16 protein-coding genes are annotated in these 13,688 nt (G+C 64.3%); 12 read left to right on the top strand and 4 right to left on the bottom strand.

Annotated features, from left to right (window positions below):
• The coding region (locus AB4074_RS20055) for a fibronectin type III domain-containing protein (protein ID WP_441414963.1) at nucleotides 1-1,553 on the top strand (1,553 nt) is incomplete at its 5' end.
• A gap of 61 nt (nucleotides 1,554-1,614) precedes the next feature.
• Here the strand turns inward: AB4074_RS20055 and AB4074_RS20050 are convergent.
• Nucleotides 1,615-1,806: a DUF6994 family protein gene (locus AB4074_RS20050; protein ID WP_441414965.1), complete on the bottom strand. Its 192-nt coding sequence runs from the start codon at nucleotides 1,804-1,806 to the stop codon at nucleotides 1,615-1,617.
• A 223-nt stretch (nucleotides 1,807-2,029) separates the two neighbouring features.
• Here AB4074_RS20050 and AB4074_RS20045 point away from each other — a divergent pair, with 223 nt between their 5' ends.
• Nucleotides 2,030-3,142: a tetratricopeptide repeat protein gene (locus AB4074_RS20045; protein WP_441414962.1), complete on the top strand. Its 1,113-nt coding sequence runs from the start codon at nucleotides 2,030-2,032 to the stop codon at nucleotides 3,140-3,142.
• A gap of 85 nt (nucleotides 3,143-3,227) precedes the next feature.
• Here the strand turns inward: AB4074_RS20045 and AB4074_RS20040 are convergent, their stop codons facing one another.
• Nucleotides 3,228-3,608: a hypothetical protein gene (locus AB4074_RS20040; protein ID WP_441414961.1), complete on the bottom strand. Its 381-nt coding sequence runs from the start codon at nucleotides 3,606-3,608 to the stop codon at nucleotides 3,228-3,230.
• An 887-nt stretch (nucleotides 3,609-4,495) separates the two neighbouring features.
• On the opposite strand from AB4074_RS20040, the gene AB4074_RS20035 reads away from it, so the two are divergent.
• The 4 genes from AB4074_RS20035 (at nucleotide 4,496) to AB4074_RS20020 (ending at nucleotide 7,994) form a co-directional block, all read left to right on the top strand.
• On the top strand, nucleotides 4,496-4,891 hold the full coding sequence (locus AB4074_RS20035) for a hypothetical protein (RefSeq protein ID WP_441414960.1): 396 nt from the start codon (nucleotides 4,496-4,498) through the stop codon (nucleotides 4,889-4,891).
• A 95-nt stretch (nucleotides 4,892-4,986) separates the two neighbouring features.
• Nucleotides 4,987-6,408 carry a glycosyltransferase family 2 protein gene (locus AB4074_RS20030; RefSeq protein WP_441414959.1) on the top strand — a complete coding sequence of 474 codons (1,422 nt, stop codon included), beginning with the start codon at nucleotides 4,987-4,989 and terminating at the stop codon, nucleotides 6,406-6,408.
• A 122-nt stretch (nucleotides 6,409-6,530) separates the two neighbouring features.
• Entirely contained in the window at nucleotides 6,531-7,244 is a 714-nt protein-coding gene (locus AB4074_RS20025; protein ID WP_441414958.1) for a hypothetical protein, read from the top strand.
• Nucleotides 7,245-7,460: 216 nt separating this feature from the next.
• The gene (locus AB4074_RS20020) at nucleotides 7,461-7,994 is read left to right on the top strand and encodes a hypothetical protein (protein WP_441414957.1); all 534 of its coding nucleotides are present in this window, start codon (nucleotides 7,461-7,463) and stop codon (nucleotides 7,992-7,994) included.
• 19 nt (nucleotides 7,995-8,013) lie between these two features.
• Here AB4074_RS20020 and AB4074_RS20015 read toward each other — a convergent pair whose 3' ends face one another.
• Together AB4074_RS20015 and AB4074_RS20010 are read right to left on the bottom strand one after the other, a co-directional pair.
• The gene (locus AB4074_RS20015) at nucleotides 8,014-8,274 is read right to left on the bottom strand and encodes an alpha/beta fold hydrolase (protein ID WP_441414956.1); all 261 of its coding nucleotides are present in this window, start codon (nucleotides 8,272-8,274) and stop codon (nucleotides 8,014-8,016) included.
• A gap of 52 nt (nucleotides 8,275-8,326) precedes the next feature.
• A complete protein-coding gene (locus AB4074_RS20010) occupies nucleotides 8,327-8,890 on the bottom strand; it encodes a hemerythrin domain-containing protein (RefSeq protein WP_441414955.1) in 564 nt (187 codons plus the stop codon).
• A gap of 232 nt (nucleotides 8,891-9,122) precedes the next feature.
• Here AB4074_RS20010 and AB4074_RS20005 point away from each other — a divergent pair, with 232 nt between their 5' ends.
• The 6 genes from AB4074_RS20005 to AB4074_RS19980 all read left to right on the top strand — a co-directional run bounded on the left by AB4074_RS20005 (nucleotide 9,123) and on the right by AB4074_RS19980 (nucleotide 13,673).
• Nucleotides 9,123-9,878, top strand: coding sequence for an HAD family hydrolase (locus AB4074_RS20005; RefSeq protein ID WP_441414954.1), 756 nt, complete (start codon nucleotides 9,123-9,125; stop codon nucleotides 9,876-9,878).
• A gap of 205 nt (nucleotides 9,879-10,083) precedes the next feature.
• Entirely contained in the window at nucleotides 10,084-11,034 is a 951-nt protein-coding gene (locus AB4074_RS20000; protein WP_441414953.1) for a hypothetical protein, read from the top strand.
• Nucleotides 11,031-11,456 carry a phage holin family protein gene (locus AB4074_RS19995; protein WP_441414952.1) on the top strand — a complete coding sequence of 142 codons (426 nt, stop codon included), beginning with the start codon at nucleotides 11,031-11,033 and terminating at the stop codon, nucleotides 11,454-11,456. The genes AB4074_RS20000 and AB4074_RS19995 overlap by 4 nt, the downstream gene beginning before the upstream one ends.
• On the top strand, nucleotides 11,453-12,028 hold the full coding sequence (locus AB4074_RS19990; protein ID WP_441414951.1) for a DUF3618 domain-containing protein: 576 nt from the start codon (nucleotides 11,453-11,455) through the stop codon (nucleotides 12,026-12,028). Before AB4074_RS19995 ends, AB4074_RS19990 begins: the two co-directional genes overlap by 4 nt.
• 80 nt (nucleotides 12,029-12,108) lie before the next feature.
• Nucleotides 12,109-13,287: a YihY/virulence factor BrkB family protein gene (locus AB4074_RS19985; protein ID WP_441414950.1), complete on the top strand. Its 1,179-nt coding sequence runs from the start codon at nucleotides 12,109-12,111 to the stop codon at nucleotides 13,285-13,287.
• On the top strand, nucleotides 13,284-13,673 hold the full coding sequence (locus AB4074_RS19980; RefSeq protein WP_441414949.1) for a LapA family protein: 390 nt from the start codon (nucleotides 13,284-13,286) through the stop codon (nucleotides 13,671-13,673). Before AB4074_RS19985 ends, AB4074_RS19980 begins: the two co-directional genes overlap by 4 nt.
• Nucleotides 13,674-13,688 lie beyond the last annotated feature (15 nt).

Below are 13,688 nucleotides of genomic sequence, written 5' to 3'. Positions count from 1 at the left end.
TCACCAACGGCGGGTTCGAATCCGGGCTCACGTCCTGGACCACCGGCGGGGCCCGGGCACCCGTGGCCTCCACCACCGCCCACACCGGCACCGGCTCGGCGCTCCTCGGCCTGGCATCCGGGGCCGAGCCGCTCGGGGACAGCAGCCTGTCCCAGACCATCACCATGCCCGCTACAGGGACCTCCACCCTGTCCTTCTGGTACCAGCCCCACACCGCAGACGACACCTGCAACGGCACCTCGTGCCGCTACGACTGGATGGAAGCACAAGTCCGCTCAGCCACCGGCACCATGCTGTCCAGCCTATTCAAACTCAGTAGCAACTCCGGCACCTGGACCCAGCTCAGCGCGAATCTCTCCGCCTACAACGGGCAGACCATCGTGCTCTGGTTCAACGTCCACCTCGACGGCTCCAGCCCGGCAGATGACACCTGGATGTACCTCGACGACGTGACCCTCACCAACAGCCAGACCACCCCCACGGCCCCCTCGGCCCCGACCGGGGTCACCGCGACGGCAGGCAACGCCTCCGCCGCGGTGTCCTGGACCGCCCCGGCCAACGGCGGCTCCCCGATCACCTCCTACACCATCACCCCGCACACCGGAACCACCACCCTGGCCCCGGCCACCGTCACCGGGAACCCGCCCGCCACCAGCACCAACGTCACCGGACTGGCCAACGGCACCGCCTACACCTTCACCGTCACCGCCACCAACACCATCGGCACCTCCCCCGCCTCGGCCGCCTCGGCACCGGTCACCCCCACCGCCGGGGCCACGGCACCCGCCGCCCCGACCGTGGTCACCGCGACAGCCGGGAACGCCTCCGCCACCGTGTCCTGGACCGCCCCGGCCAACGGCGGCTCCCCGATCACCTCCTACGCGGTCACCCCGCACACCGGAACCACCACCCTGGCCCCGGCCACCGTCACCGGTACACCCCCGGCCACGAGCACAGCCGTGACAGGTCTGACTAACGGCACCGCCTACACCTTCACCGTCACCGCCACCAACGCCATCGGCACCTCCCCCGCCTCGGCCGCCTCGGCGCCGGTCACCCCCACGGGAACCACCACCTCGACCATCACCAACGGCGGCTTCGAATCCGGACTCAGCTCCTGGATCACCGGCGGCGTCAGGGCACCCGTGGCCTCCACCGTTGCCCACACCGGCACCGGCTCGGCACTCCTGGGCCTGGCCTCCGGGGCAGAACCCCTGGGCGACAGCAGCCTGTCCCAGACCATCACCATCCCCGCCACCGGAACCACCACCCTGTCCTTCTGGTACCAGCCCCACAGCGCGGAAGACCCCTGCACCGGCACCGCCTGCCCATACGACTGGATGGAAGCACAAGTCCGCACCACCAGCGGCACCACCCTGGCCAGCCTGTTCAAACTCTGCAACGACAACGGCACCTGGACCCAGCTCACCGCCGACCTCACCGCCTACAAAGGCCAGACCATCACCCTCTGGTTCAACGTCCACCTCGACGGCTCCAGCCCCGCCGACGACACCTGGATGTACCTCGACGACGTCACCCTCACCACCAGGTGAGTTGCTGGGTCTGAACCGTCCGCCGCGACAGAGGGCTCATGACCTCCACAACCACCGGAGCCTAGGAGGGGAGGTAGGCGTTGAGGACACTGGCGAGGGGGCTCTCTGGCTCTCCTGTGTAGTGACGCCGGATGCACTCGAGGGTGAGGTCCATGCGGTCACCGATCAGCCGACCTGAGGGACCGAACCCTCGTGCAGTGTCCATAGTGGGTCGCTCCTTCGACCTGCCGGGCCAAATCATCGAACTACCGATGGTGTACGGCGGGTCAAGGTAGCGGGACCGCTGGTCCTCGTTCAGCGTCGCTGCCGTACCAATGCCTCGCCCCGGGAGGCGTCTGTCAAGACGAGGTAGTCATCCCGACGGTGCGATCGGGGCAGATGGGGCGCCGGAGCGCAGCAGCCTTCCTCCCAGCCACGTCGCGGGAAGTCCCCCAGCAACCCCAGGAACCAAACGGCAGCGATTGCAGGGTGAAGAAATGATCAGGGAAGGGCGCACCAGTTGGACCCTCGTGCGGGCCTGCCAGGCGCTGAGCTGGGGAGCTCCGGAGGAGTCGGCGCGTCTCGCCGGTTCGGCGCTTGGACTGCAACCGGCGCAGACGCCTCCATACCTCGCGGCCGTTGCCCGCCGCAGCGGGGCGCTCATTGCCCTCGCGTCCGCCGCTGCGGCACTCCGCGATCACGGGACGGCGATCGCCAACCTGCTGGAAGCCGAGCACTTGTTGCGGCGACTGCCCGGATCGAAGGGCCGAGACAGATGGCTGGCAGAGGTCCTCCCCCGGCTCGGGAACGAACTTCGGCTCGCCGGAGATTACGACCAGTCAAGACTGGTACTTGAGCGCGCTGAGCGCCTCGCGTCAGCAGACCTGGCACGGCCGCTCCAGCTGGCCGCAGTACGGAACCACCAAGGCATCCTGGCCAAAGACACAGGCCGGTTCGCTGAAGCCTCAGAGCGTTACACCATGGCACGCAAGGCGATAGAGTCTCAACTCGGCCCCGCGGCACCGGAGCTCGCTGCCGTCTACCACAATCTTGCCGGGCTCCTCTGCGCGCAGGGACGCTTCGCCGACGCCGGAACCCCGGCACTCCGGGCCGTCGCGCTCCGCATGAAGGCCCGCCCTCCGGACGCGGAAGGACTAGCCTCGGACCTGTCCGTACTCGGCACCGTGCTCATAGGCCTCGACATGTTTGAGCAGGCCGAAGACTCGTTCCGACGCTCAAATGCGATCTGGTCCACACGGTTAGGTCACGAGCACTACGAGGTCGCGGTCCAGCTGAACGGGCTGGCCGTCATCCACCAGGCGCAGCACCAGTTCGAAACGGCAGCATCGGAGTTTCAGGAAGCACGGCGAATCAAGGAGCACGTGCTCGGGCCGGCACACCGCGAGATCGCGGCCCTGCTGAACAACCTCGGCACGCTGGAGACGGACAGGGGAGACCACGTGGAAGCTATGCGCCTCTACGTTGACGCCCTGCGCATCTTCAAAGCCGCGTTGGGCGACCGGCACCCGGACGTGGTCGTCTGTGCCTCCAACTTGCAGCGGGCGAGACGCCGACTTGCTTCGGCTCCGTCCGGCATAGGCAAACTCTAGGTAGGGAATCGCTCCGCAGATCGTGGCCGGTTCGTCAGCACGCTGGGCCTGGGCCCTGTGCCCGGTACCGGAGTTCTCGGATCCTTCATCTTTTTGCACCGGCCAGGATCTTCTGGATGCGCTGATAGGACACCCCGAGCACCTCGGCGATTTCCGGAGGTGTCATGCCTTCACCCATCAATCCGCGGATCGCGTACACGCGCCGTCGCCCGGCCTCATTCAGCAGTTCGTCGGCCCGGACCTTCAAGGACTCGGCCTGCACCCACGCGAGCACGCCAGGGCAGACCGCTTCATAGGCGACGTCGAAGAGTATCTGGTCCCCGCCAACCCGCAGGACTTCGGCGAGCCGCTCGGCCAAGGACCGTTGCGCGGCCATCAGGCGGGGGCCTGTGACGCTCACAGACCTCTCAACATCGCGGATGGTCCACTGCGCACCGTCCCAGGTGGCCCTGATCTGAACAGTCACCGGGGACTCCTCGGGCACCCCCCGGCTTCTGAGCCAGTTGCGGAGCTGCACCGGGTCGTACCGGGCCGCGCCACGGTTCCCGGGCAGACGTAGATCAGCCGCCGTCCCGTTTAGTGCATCCGCCAGGGCTTTGAAGGACATCACGTCCTGCCCTGCCCGCATGGCTGCTTGCCGCAAAGTCAACGGAGCCTCCCGTGACGGCAATCCAGCGTCCATCCCATGTCCCCCCAAAGGCATCAAGGTTCCTGGTTAGAGCAAACAGCCCACAGGTAAGTAGTGACACGAGTACCGGCTACTTGATTTCTGGTGGTCGATTCGGAAGGAACCACTCAGCCTACTTAGTGTCCGGAGTCGTTGCGCCTCAGAAGGCGTCCTTGCCGATGTAGTACGCGGAATGCCCGACGACAGGCCGTGGTCCCTGCCGCGGAGCGGTTCCGGACCACGGTAATCACTCCGCCGGAACTTCAAGCCCAAACCCCAGAGGGTGGATTTCGCTACCCGCGAGGGATTCACACTGTCGTTTCAACGTTGAACTACCAGGGATTTCGACGGCAAATCGCGTCTCGATCACGCTGGTTCCGGCAAGCGCGTCTCACTGTCTTCCAAGTAGTGATTCCCGAGTGTTGCGGTCGTTACGACCGTCCCAGGCACGCGCCGTGCAAGTGCACTTGCCCGGCCACCCAGACGTTCCGCGCCGGATTCGGGTAGCGGCCACTCGGGGCCGCGGTAGCTCCCCGCGCATAGATTCCAAACGAAGGAAGCCAAGCCACACGGACAGGAGCCGCGAAAAGTATGGGTGCACTCCAGAGATCGAAACCACCGAAAACCAGTGTGATTCACTGTGTCCGCCACCGGTCAGGGAACGCCAGAGTGTCCGGAGGCCCGCGGTGACCATACCGAAGCAACCCGACGGCGGGCAGAAGGCCTACCGGGAAGCCGTGAGCATGGAGGTCCCCGCGTTGGTGGAGGCGCTCTGCGATCTGCTGGGGCTGCGTCTGGTGGCCCAGATCGGCGCAGTCAGGGAAACCCGGGCCGTGCGTCAGTGGATAGCCCATGAACGCGCCCCATCCGCGCCCACCGTGAGACGACTCCGAGACACCTACCAGATTGCCCATTCCTTGTCTGAATCATGCAACCCGGAGGTGGTTCAAGCCTGGTTCGACGCCATGAACCCGATGCTGGGCGATTCCTCGCCGGCACGGTTGTTGCGTGACGGCGAGGGCGACGAGACCCCGCTCAGGGTTCTGGCTGCCGCCCGCGACTTCGCGTCCGGCTCCGCGTAACTCGGAAGCCCGCCTGACCCCAGAACCCCTTCGCACGAGACCCGGACCCGCCATCAGGCAGGCCCGCCAATGCACTATGCCCCAGGGAGACAGCTATGACAGAACTACTCGAAAGCAGCACCGAGAACCCCTATCTGACCATCGCCCCCCGCAGCACGGCCGAGGATACGGCCCGGGCCACGATTGCCTGCGTGATCCCTGCCTATAACGAGGAAGAGAGCATCGTTGAAGTGCTCCGTGCCCTGCTGAGGCAGAGCCGGCTCCCGGACGTGATCCATGTGATCATCAACAACAGCGACGACGACACTTTCTACCTCGCCCGGGAGTTCGCCGGCCCGCACGAGCACACGCACCAGGACGTCACCTACCGCACTGAGGTCTTCGTCCATGACATCGGTTCCAACAAGGACAAAAAGGTCGGGGCACTGAACTACGGCTTCGCCCAGGTCTGCGACGAGTACGACTATTTCCTGGGGGTGGACGGCGACACCGTCGTAGACAAGATGGCGGTGGAACGTCTCGAAGCCGAAATCATCTCCGACCCGCGCATCGGCGGCATCTCTGCCATCTACACGGTTTCAGAGTCAGCAGCGGAGGGTTTGACAGCCAAGTTCCTGACCGCGGGACAGCGTGCGCAGTTCGCCGCGTTCAACATGGACAACCTGTTGCACGGGCGCAATATGGCGGTCCTCGGCGGGCAATGCTCCATCCTGTCCATGGAAGCACTCAAGAACGTCATGATCGACAACCGGCAGGCAACACCGTGGGTCAAAGACTCCGAGGTAGAGGATTCGCTGCTCTCCCTGCAGATCAAGAATCTGGGCTACGCCACAAAAATCTCCGCCAACGCCCGGGCCACGGTCGGCGGCATGCCCACCATGCGCTCCCTGGACGGGCAGCAAGTGAAGTGGAACTACGGAGCGATCGACCTGATGTGGCCCGGACAGCGCAGCAACACCGCCGGCCAGCCCTTCCATCCAAACCTGCGTTTGCGCTGGAGCGAGAACATCTCGATGCTGTTCAATATCCTCACCCGGCTCTCTTTCATCATGCTGCTTGCGGCCTCATTGAGCATCCGTGCCTACGTCTTTTACCCGGTCTGGCTGATCCCCCCGCTCGTGGCCATCATCCTGAATCTCCGCATCGCCACCTCGATCCAAGGCAAATCCGGCAAAGACATCGCCTTTGCCCTCCTCGCCATACCGGCGGAGATATACCTGTGGCTCCGCATGGGGCACTTTGTCCGCGCCTGGACGAAATTCTTCACCAGCACCCAGACCGACAACTGGGCAGCCCAGGCCCGCGCTGAACGGGGAGCAGGCAGCGCGCACATCATGCCCGCGGTTGTGTTCGCCATCATCAGCGTCGGCCTGATCGCCGCCTGGCTGCAGCAACCCGTGGACGTGCAGTCCGCCATCCTGTCCGTGGGGTGGCCGGTCCTCTACATCACCACCATGGTCCAGACCGCTTTCATGCTTCGCAAGGCAATCCGCCGCCACCGGGGATTTCACGTCTGATACCCCGCGGCCCTGGCCACAGCCTCAAGCCCCCAAACCAGCTCAGCCCGCAGGCCTCGCCTTCCAGAGGTGCGCTGCCGCAGCCCGGCACGCCCAGAACCCCTCCCACCAAAGGAAAAGCCATGACTCCACGACACTCCGCATCCCGGCAGCCCCGGCGCCCCGTCAGCATTCCCGTCATCGCCGCCGCAGTGACGCTAACCCTCGCCGGCTGCGCTGTTCCCGGCCTCCCCGGGGCCACCGGGGCACCCGGCGCGCCCGAAATGCAACGGGTCGTCGCCGCCGGCGCCCACACCACCGACCCCGTTCCTGCCGCCACACACACACCCACCCCGACGCCGTCTCCGAGCCCCGCCCTCGTCACACCTCCGCCGGCTCCAGCATGGGTTCCGGCGAAGAACGAGCTGGGAACCGGCTCCGTGACCCATCGAGTTGACGCCGCGTCGCACACCCTGATCATCGACTACTGGACCAATGAGGACCCGGCGTCCTGGACCCCGGACACTTCACCCCTCATCCGACTCAATGCCCGTATTGACGGCCCCGACAACGGCAACGCGATCAAGGTGACGCGATTCAACGTCCGGGCGGACAGCCTCGCGGCGGTGCTCGCCAACGACGCGGGTGAATTCACCGTCGCGCCGCCCTTCACCTATTCCTCCGGCGTGGTCGTGCCACCAAACCCCAAAGCGCATAGCACCCAGCTGTTGCTTACCTTCGACCTGCTCACCGAGACCGCCCCCGGATCAGGCATCTACGCCCGACAAACAGTCCTGGACACCCTGAACATCGGCTACGCGAAGCCCGGATCCGCGACCGTCACACCCGCCCCCTAGCCCCAAAGGCCGCAGGCGACGATCCTGGAGCCCGGACGTCGCTGCCCGCCGGCCGCGGCGGGACTACCCCTAGATTAATAAGTGTGCTTACTATGTTCCTAAGCGTGCCTTTGGCACTCCGCCTCTCTGCGCTAGACCTGAGGCGCAGAGTCCGCGTTCTTCGGCTCCACCTTTCGATCCCACTTCATGTTCGACCTTTTCGTTAGGAACCACATCATGGCAGGAAATCTACTGGCCCGCTCTGTTCACGATCTGTCCGCGGCCGCCTGGTTCGGCGGATCTCTGATGGGCGCCATCGGCCTGAACGGAGCTGCGGCGGAAGCCAGAGATCCCGCCGAACGCACCCGGCTTTCGAGCCTCGGCTGGATGAAATGGGCGCCGGTTCAAACAGCAGCCTTTGCCACGCATCTTATTGCCGACGTCGCCATCGCATGGGAGAACAAGGGCCGGATTGCCAAGCAAGACGGCGTGGGCGTCAACACCATCTACAAGACGGCAGTCACCCTGGCTGGCGCCGCCGTGACCCTGTACGCGGGCACCCTGGGTAAGCAAGTCGAGAAGATGGCAGACGAAGGCGCGCGTGGTGCCACCGAGCCCCGTGCAGGGGCATCGAAAGAGCTTCAGGCAGCGCAGAAACAGTTGAAGTTGCTGCAGTTCGCCATTCCGGCATTCGCCGCCTGGGTCATCGTGCTCGGGGCGAAGCACGGTGAGATGCAGCGGCCCAAAAACGTTCTCAAGGGCCTCCGCTGACGCCTTGCCGCGTGCAGCTTCAAACGCGGGAGATTGCGAGTATTCCAGCCGCCATCCGCACGGGCGCCCCGTGCTGGACGACGTGCGGTTTGCCCGGTATCTCAAGGAAACGCCCCTCCGGAGCGATCGCGGCCAGTCTTTGGCACCAGGAACGCGCAGCTATGGGATCGCGTGAGCCCCGGGCCACCAAGACGGGCCGTTCCACCCTGCCCAGGCGTTCTTCCGTGCTGTTCGGATTGAAAATAATGACAATCGATTCAAAGGTCCGTGCAGAAGTCATTGCCGCTCCGATATTTGCTCGTGATGCCCGAAATCACTATGCCCGCACGGCGTCACCGTGCACTGCGACTCCCGGCCGCCGGGCCTGCGGCCTGTAAGGCTTGCTGTTGATGCCGCCGGACGTAGGATTCCGGATCCAGGTCGTGGCCAGTGATCCCTCCAGCGTGGCCCGCTTCGAAGACGCAGAAGGCCAACCCGATCGAGTGCCGGAGGTCCAGGCTGGCATGGCGACGAAAATCGCTCAGTCCCTCGCGTTCTTCCTCCGCCATGTGGTCTCCGTTTACTTCATTCACGTGCGCCACTGCGAGCCACCACTCCGCGGAGCCGGCTTCATGAGCGCCTACGGCTGTGATTGCGTCCCTGATCTCGTTGTGGTCATGAATCGCGTCGCTCGTCTCGTCCTCGGGAGAGTCTTTGCCACCGGCTCCCTTGCCCAGCGAAAGCAACTCCGGGTAGAACAACAGCTCTTCAGCCCTCGCATGGACCTCAAGGAGGATGCGTAGCCGGGACCAGACCGCATCGAGGTCCGAAGCCGACGCGTCATGCATCTCGTCCAGGAGCGCAAACATACGGCGCTGCTCGTGATGATCGTTGAGGATCACATCGGTTATGTCCATGGCCTCTTCCTTTCAGCACCGTTCAGATAATCCCTGGCTGCATGCCACGAAAGCTCAAGAATTCTGCGGATGAACCCGATAGAACGACGTCGCGCCCATTGCAGTAAGTATACTTACTATATTCTGCCGCGCCCTAGGGGCTGGTAGGGCGGGCGCGGACCGTCGGCCCATGGCTGCCTCACCCGGAATCGCCTCCTGCCGGGGCCGTGCCAGCCAGAGAAAGGTTGCGCTCATGAAGGACCAAACGAAAAGCGCGAAAGACGTCGGAGTCCTTTTCGATGTTGACGGAACCTTGGTTGACTCCACCTATTTCCAGACAATGGCGTGGTGGCAGGCCTTCCGGCAACAGGGGCTGGAGGTGCCTATGGCCTCAATCCACCGTCACATCGGCATGGGTGGAGACAAGCTGCTTGAGCGCCTGCTCCCTGCGAATGCCGATCGGGATATCCGCGAGACCGTCGAGCGCGCTCACGGCGCAATATTCTCGACATTTTGGCCGGCTATCCGGCCCTTCGAATCGGCAAGAACCCTCCTGCAAGCGTGTGCGGAATCCGGATTGGCCGTGGCGCTGGCTTCCTCGGCAGATGAGCGCGATCTTCGGGTGCTCAGAAGCATTCTCGATGCCGAACCCTGGATCGACTGTGCGACGAGTTCGGCCGACGCCGCCGAGAGCAAGCCTTCCCCCGGCATTCTCCTGGCCGCACTTGAGAAGCTGCACTTAGAGGCGGCGGATGTGGCATTTGTCGGCGACTCCGTCTGGGATGTCAAGGCTGCGGCCCGGCTCGGCATCGAAACTATCGGCCTCACATGCGGAGGAACCAGCGCAGCCGAGCTTTTCGAAGCGGGAGCGGTCGAAGTCTATTCAGGACCAAGAGCACTGCTCCAGCGTCTGGACGCCAGCTCCATTGGAAAACTTGCGCACCGAAACGATGCCGCGGAACCCAGCGGAGCCGGCCCAGGCACGCCCACGGACGACGCGTCGCGATAGTCGCTGCATCGCCGATTGCCCTCCCCCACCCTCGACCGCGAAACGCCCCAGTAGGCCTGGGCCAATCCCCGGTTCGGTTCGTGGACTTCTCCGGCCACATTCGTGGACAGGGGGTTACGCTCAGAAGGTAAGCATGCTTACTATCTTAACTGCCAGTATTTCTGGTTCTTGATCCGCAGCAGACCTTCTTGGAAAGAGAGCGAAGATGACAGAGAACCAATGGGACGGGAATTACACGCCCCCGCCGGCCACCGAGCAACCAGCGGATGCGCAAGTTCACCCGCCGCACACCCAGAACAGCGGCATGCCGACGACGGAAGCCATCAAGGACGAAGCAGGGAACGTGGCCGAGCAGGCCGGGGACTCTGCGAAGAACGTCGTCGAAACCGCGAAATCCGAAGTCGCGAACGTTGCCTCTGAAGTGAACTCAAGCGCAAGGGATCTGCTGGAGCAGGCCAGGCTGGACCTCACGGACCAGGCCGGAAAGCAGCAGCAAAAAGTCGCCGCAGGCCTTCGGTCCATCTCGGAGGAACTGCAATCCATGGCCAGCGCCTCGGAGCAGCCCGGCGTTGCAACGGATTTGGTGCGGCAAGCCGCCGATCGGTCTTCATCCGTGGCGACCTGGCTAGAGGACCGGGATCCGGGCTCCCTGCTGGACGAAGTGAAGACCTTCGCGCGGCAGCGTCCTGGCACGTTTCTCCTCTTGGCCGCCGGAGCAGGCGTCCTGGCTGGCCGCCTGAGCCGCGGACTGAGCGCCGGCGCTGATGGCTCCTCACGAGGAAGTGCCAATGGAAGTGCCCCCGCCCAAGCCACCCACGACGACGACCAGGCTTTCGTTCCCGGGCCAGGGATGACAGTGCCCCCTCCCCCGGTCCAGCTCCCTGGCCCAACCGCCACGACTGCTGGATACTCGAACCCCGGCGCCCTCTCGGGGAACGGGACCGTTGCGCCCACCGGCGCGCATGCCACCCTGCCTCAACCCGCACCGGTCAGCGAGCCGGAAGCCGATCCCTGGCCTAGCGGCGGGATGACCGAGGATCCATTCACTCGTGACCGTTCGCATCGTCTCGGTTCTCCTGCTCCCTTGGCGGGAAATGACGAGATCGACGGCGAGAGCAGGCCCGGCGTCGACCCCGCCAGCGGTGAGTCGCGATGACCGAGAGCCAAATCCCGCCGACGCCCGCACACGCCAAAGCGGAATCGACATCGCTGGGAGACCTTCTGGGCGAGGTCACGCGGGACATTTCCACGCTGATGCGCCAGGAAGTGGAGCTGGCCAAGGCTGAACTGAAGCAGTCCACGGCGCAGGCAGGGAAGGGCGCCGGAATGCTGGCAGCCGCGGGCGTTGCCGGGCATTTCGTCCTCCTTTTCCTGTCCGTCGCCCTTTGGTACGCGCTGGGCGAGCTGATGGGCTTGGGCTGGTCCGCCGTCGTCGTGGCTTTCCTCTGGGCGATCGCGGCGGCCGTCCTGGCATCGATAGGCCGCAAGGAACTCAAAGCCGTCAAAGGGATGCCCCAGACGGCGGCAACAATCCAGGAAATCCCAGAAACACTCAAACCACGCGAGGAGCAACGATGAGTGAAAATCCGGATGATATCCGTTCCGAGATAGAGGAAACCCGCCGACGCCTCGGCACCAACGTTGACGCGGTGGCGGATAAGGTGACGCCGTCGCACGTGGTCCGACGCCAAACAGAGAAAGTCAAGGACGCCGTCTTCGGCGTGAAGGAGAACGTGATGGGCGCGGCTGATGAGCTGGCAGACGGCGGACGGTCAGCGATCGACGACGCCGGTGCGGCGATCGGCGATGTGCCCCACCGACTGGCCGGCAAGACCCAAGGCAGCCCGTTGGCTGCCGGGCTGATAGCCTTCGGGGCCGGGCTGCTGGTGGCTTCCCTGATCCCGGCAAGCGAGAAGGAAAAGGAGGCAGCCGTGGCCCTGAAGGAAGCGGCCGAACCCCTGACCACCGAACTTGCCGCGGCGGCTCAGGACGTGGCCCGGGATCTCCAGGAGCCGGCCCAGGAAGCGCTGGACAACGTGAAGTCCGCGGCCACTGAGGCAGTCGAAAACGTCAAGGAAGAATCCCAGACCGCCGTTTCCGACGTAACGGACAGCACCACAGCGGCCAGGGACAGGATCCATCCCGCCTGATCCACACGGAGGCGTGCTGTCCGGCCAATGCGGCATCAAGGACAGTACGCCTCCAGCCCGCTTTGGAATGAGGGACATCCATGACAACGAACAGCCCCGCCGAAAGCAGCAAGGCCAAGGCAGCAACAGCCCCGGATGCCGATGATGCCAGAAAACCGGACAGGCCCACCGAGATCGCCAAGCCAACCTGGACCTACATAACCAAGAGGACTTTCCGAGAGTTCGGCAAGGACCAGTGCCCGGACGCCGCCGCGGGGCTGACCTACTACGCGGTGCTTTCCCTTTTCCCTGCGTTGCTTGCGCTCGTCTCACTTCTCGGTATTTTCGGGCAGGCAGGAAAGAGCACCTCCGCTCTCCTGGACCTTCTCCAAGGCATCGCCCCGGGGTCCACCATCGACACCATCCGCCAGCCCATTGAAGAGCTCACCACCTCGACGTCGGCCGGTTTCGCCCTGGTAGTCGGTCTCGTCGCTGCCCTGTGGTCGGCGTCCGGATACGTGGGAGCCTTCAGCAGGGCCATGAACCGCGTCTACGAAGTGGACGAAGGGCGCGGATTCATCAAACTCCGGGCAACCATGCTCGGTGTCACCGTGTTCGCGGTGATGCTCGTTGCCCTGATCGCCGGCGTGCTCGTGCTCAGCGGACCCGTCGCCGACGCCGCGGGCAGGGCAGTCAACCTTGGCGGGGACCTCCTGACGGCCTGGAGCATCGCAAAATGGCCCGTCGTCGTCCTGTTGGTGGTCTTGATCATCGCGGTCTTGTACTACGTCACCCCTAACGTGAAGCAGCCGCGGTTCCGTTGGATGAGCATCGGCTCCTTCATCGCTTTGCTGGCATTCATCCTGGCATCGCTGGGCTTTGGCTTCTACGTGGCAAACTTCAGCAACTACAACAAGACCTACGGCGCAATAGGCGGCGTCATCGTGATGCTCCTGTGGTTATGGATATTGAACATGTCCCTCTTGTTCGGCGCAGAGTTCGACGCCGAAATGGAACGCGGGCGGGAACTACAGGCAGGAATCGACGCCGAAGAAACCATCCAGCTCCCACCCCGCGGAACCAAGCGCAGCGAGAAACTCGAGAAACACGAAGAAGAAGAAATCGTCGACGGCGAGAGGCTTAGCGCGCAGCACACCGGGGTGCGGATTGACCCGGCCCCGGACCGGCTAAAGACTCAATCGCACGACATATCTCCTGGACCCGGCCAGGAGATGCTTGATAAGCAGTCAACAAATCGACAAAAGGGTGGCCCGTCATGACCTCGAACCAAGCGATACCCGAAATACCCGATCCGCAGCCCGGCAGTCCCCCATTCTCTGGATCCACCTCACCGCCAGCCGGCGCGCCGCAGGGCGCTTCCGCCGCCCCAAAGCCGAGAACCACACGTGCCGGCGTCGTTTGGGCCGCAGTCGTCGTGGGCTTGCTCGCGCTGATATTGCTGATCATCTTCATCCTGCAGAACCAGCAGCCGGTCAACGTCTTTTTCCTCGGGCTAGCGGTCACGGTCCCCCTGGGCATGGCGTTGTTCATCGCCGCCGTCGCCGGAGGCGTCCTCGTAGCCGCGGCCGGTGCAGTACGGATCATTCAGCTCCGGTCCGACGCCCGCAAAATACGAAAGACGCGCAACAAGCCGAATCCAGAGTGAGTCGCAACTACGTAG

It is taken from the genome of Arthrobacter sp. 2MCAF14, from assembly GCF_052115645.1.
GTDB lineage: Bacteria > Actinomycetota > Actinomycetes > Actinomycetales > Micrococcaceae > Arthrobacter.
Note: the sequence above shows the minus strand (reverse complement) of the source record. Positions and strands in the feature narration are given on the sequence as shown.

Coding starts and splice junctions, on each gene's coding strand:
- AB4074_RS20045 (WP_441414962.1), top strand. CDS start 2,030: ATGATCAGGGAAGGGCGCACCAGTTGGACCCTCGTGCGGGCCTGCCAG.
- AB4074_RS20030 (WP_441414959.1), top strand. CDS start 4,987: ATGACAGAACTACTCGAAAGCAGCACCGAGAACCCCTATCTGACCATC.
- AB4074_RS20025 (WP_441414958.1), top strand. CDS start 6,531: ATGACTCCACGACACTCCGCATCCCGGCAGCCCCGGCGCCCCGTCAGC.
- AB4074_RS20020 (WP_441414957.1), top strand. CDS start 7,461: ATGGCAGGAAATCTACTGGCCCGCTCTGTTCACGATCTGTCCGCGGCC.
- AB4074_RS20015 (WP_441414956.1), bottom strand. CDS start 8,274: ATGACTTCTGCACGGACCTTTGAATCGATTGTCATTATTTTCAATCCG.
- AB4074_RS20010 (WP_441414955.1), bottom strand. CDS start 8,890: ATGGACATAACCGATGTGATCCTCAACGATCATCACGAGCAGCGCCGT.
- AB4074_RS20005 (WP_441414954.1), top strand. CDS start 9,123: ATGAAGGACCAAACGAAAAGCGCGAAAGACGTCGGAGTCCTTTTCGAT.
- AB4074_RS20000 (WP_441414953.1), top strand. CDS start 10,084: ATGACAGAGAACCAATGGGACGGGAATTACACGCCCCCGCCGGCCACC.
- AB4074_RS19995 (WP_441414952.1), top strand. CDS start 11,031: ATGACCGAGAGCCAAATCCCGCCGACGCCCGCACACGCCAAAGCGGAA.
- AB4074_RS19990 (WP_441414951.1), top strand. CDS start 11,453: ATGAGTGAAAATCCGGATGATATCCGTTCCGAGATAGAGGAAACCCGC.
- AB4074_RS19985 (WP_441414950.1), top strand. CDS start 12,109: ATGACAACGAACAGCCCCGCCGAAAGCAGCAAGGCCAAGGCAGCAACA.
- AB4074_RS19980 (WP_441414949.1), top strand. CDS start 13,284: ATGACCTCGAACCAAGCGATACCCGAAATACCCGATCCGCAGCCCGGC.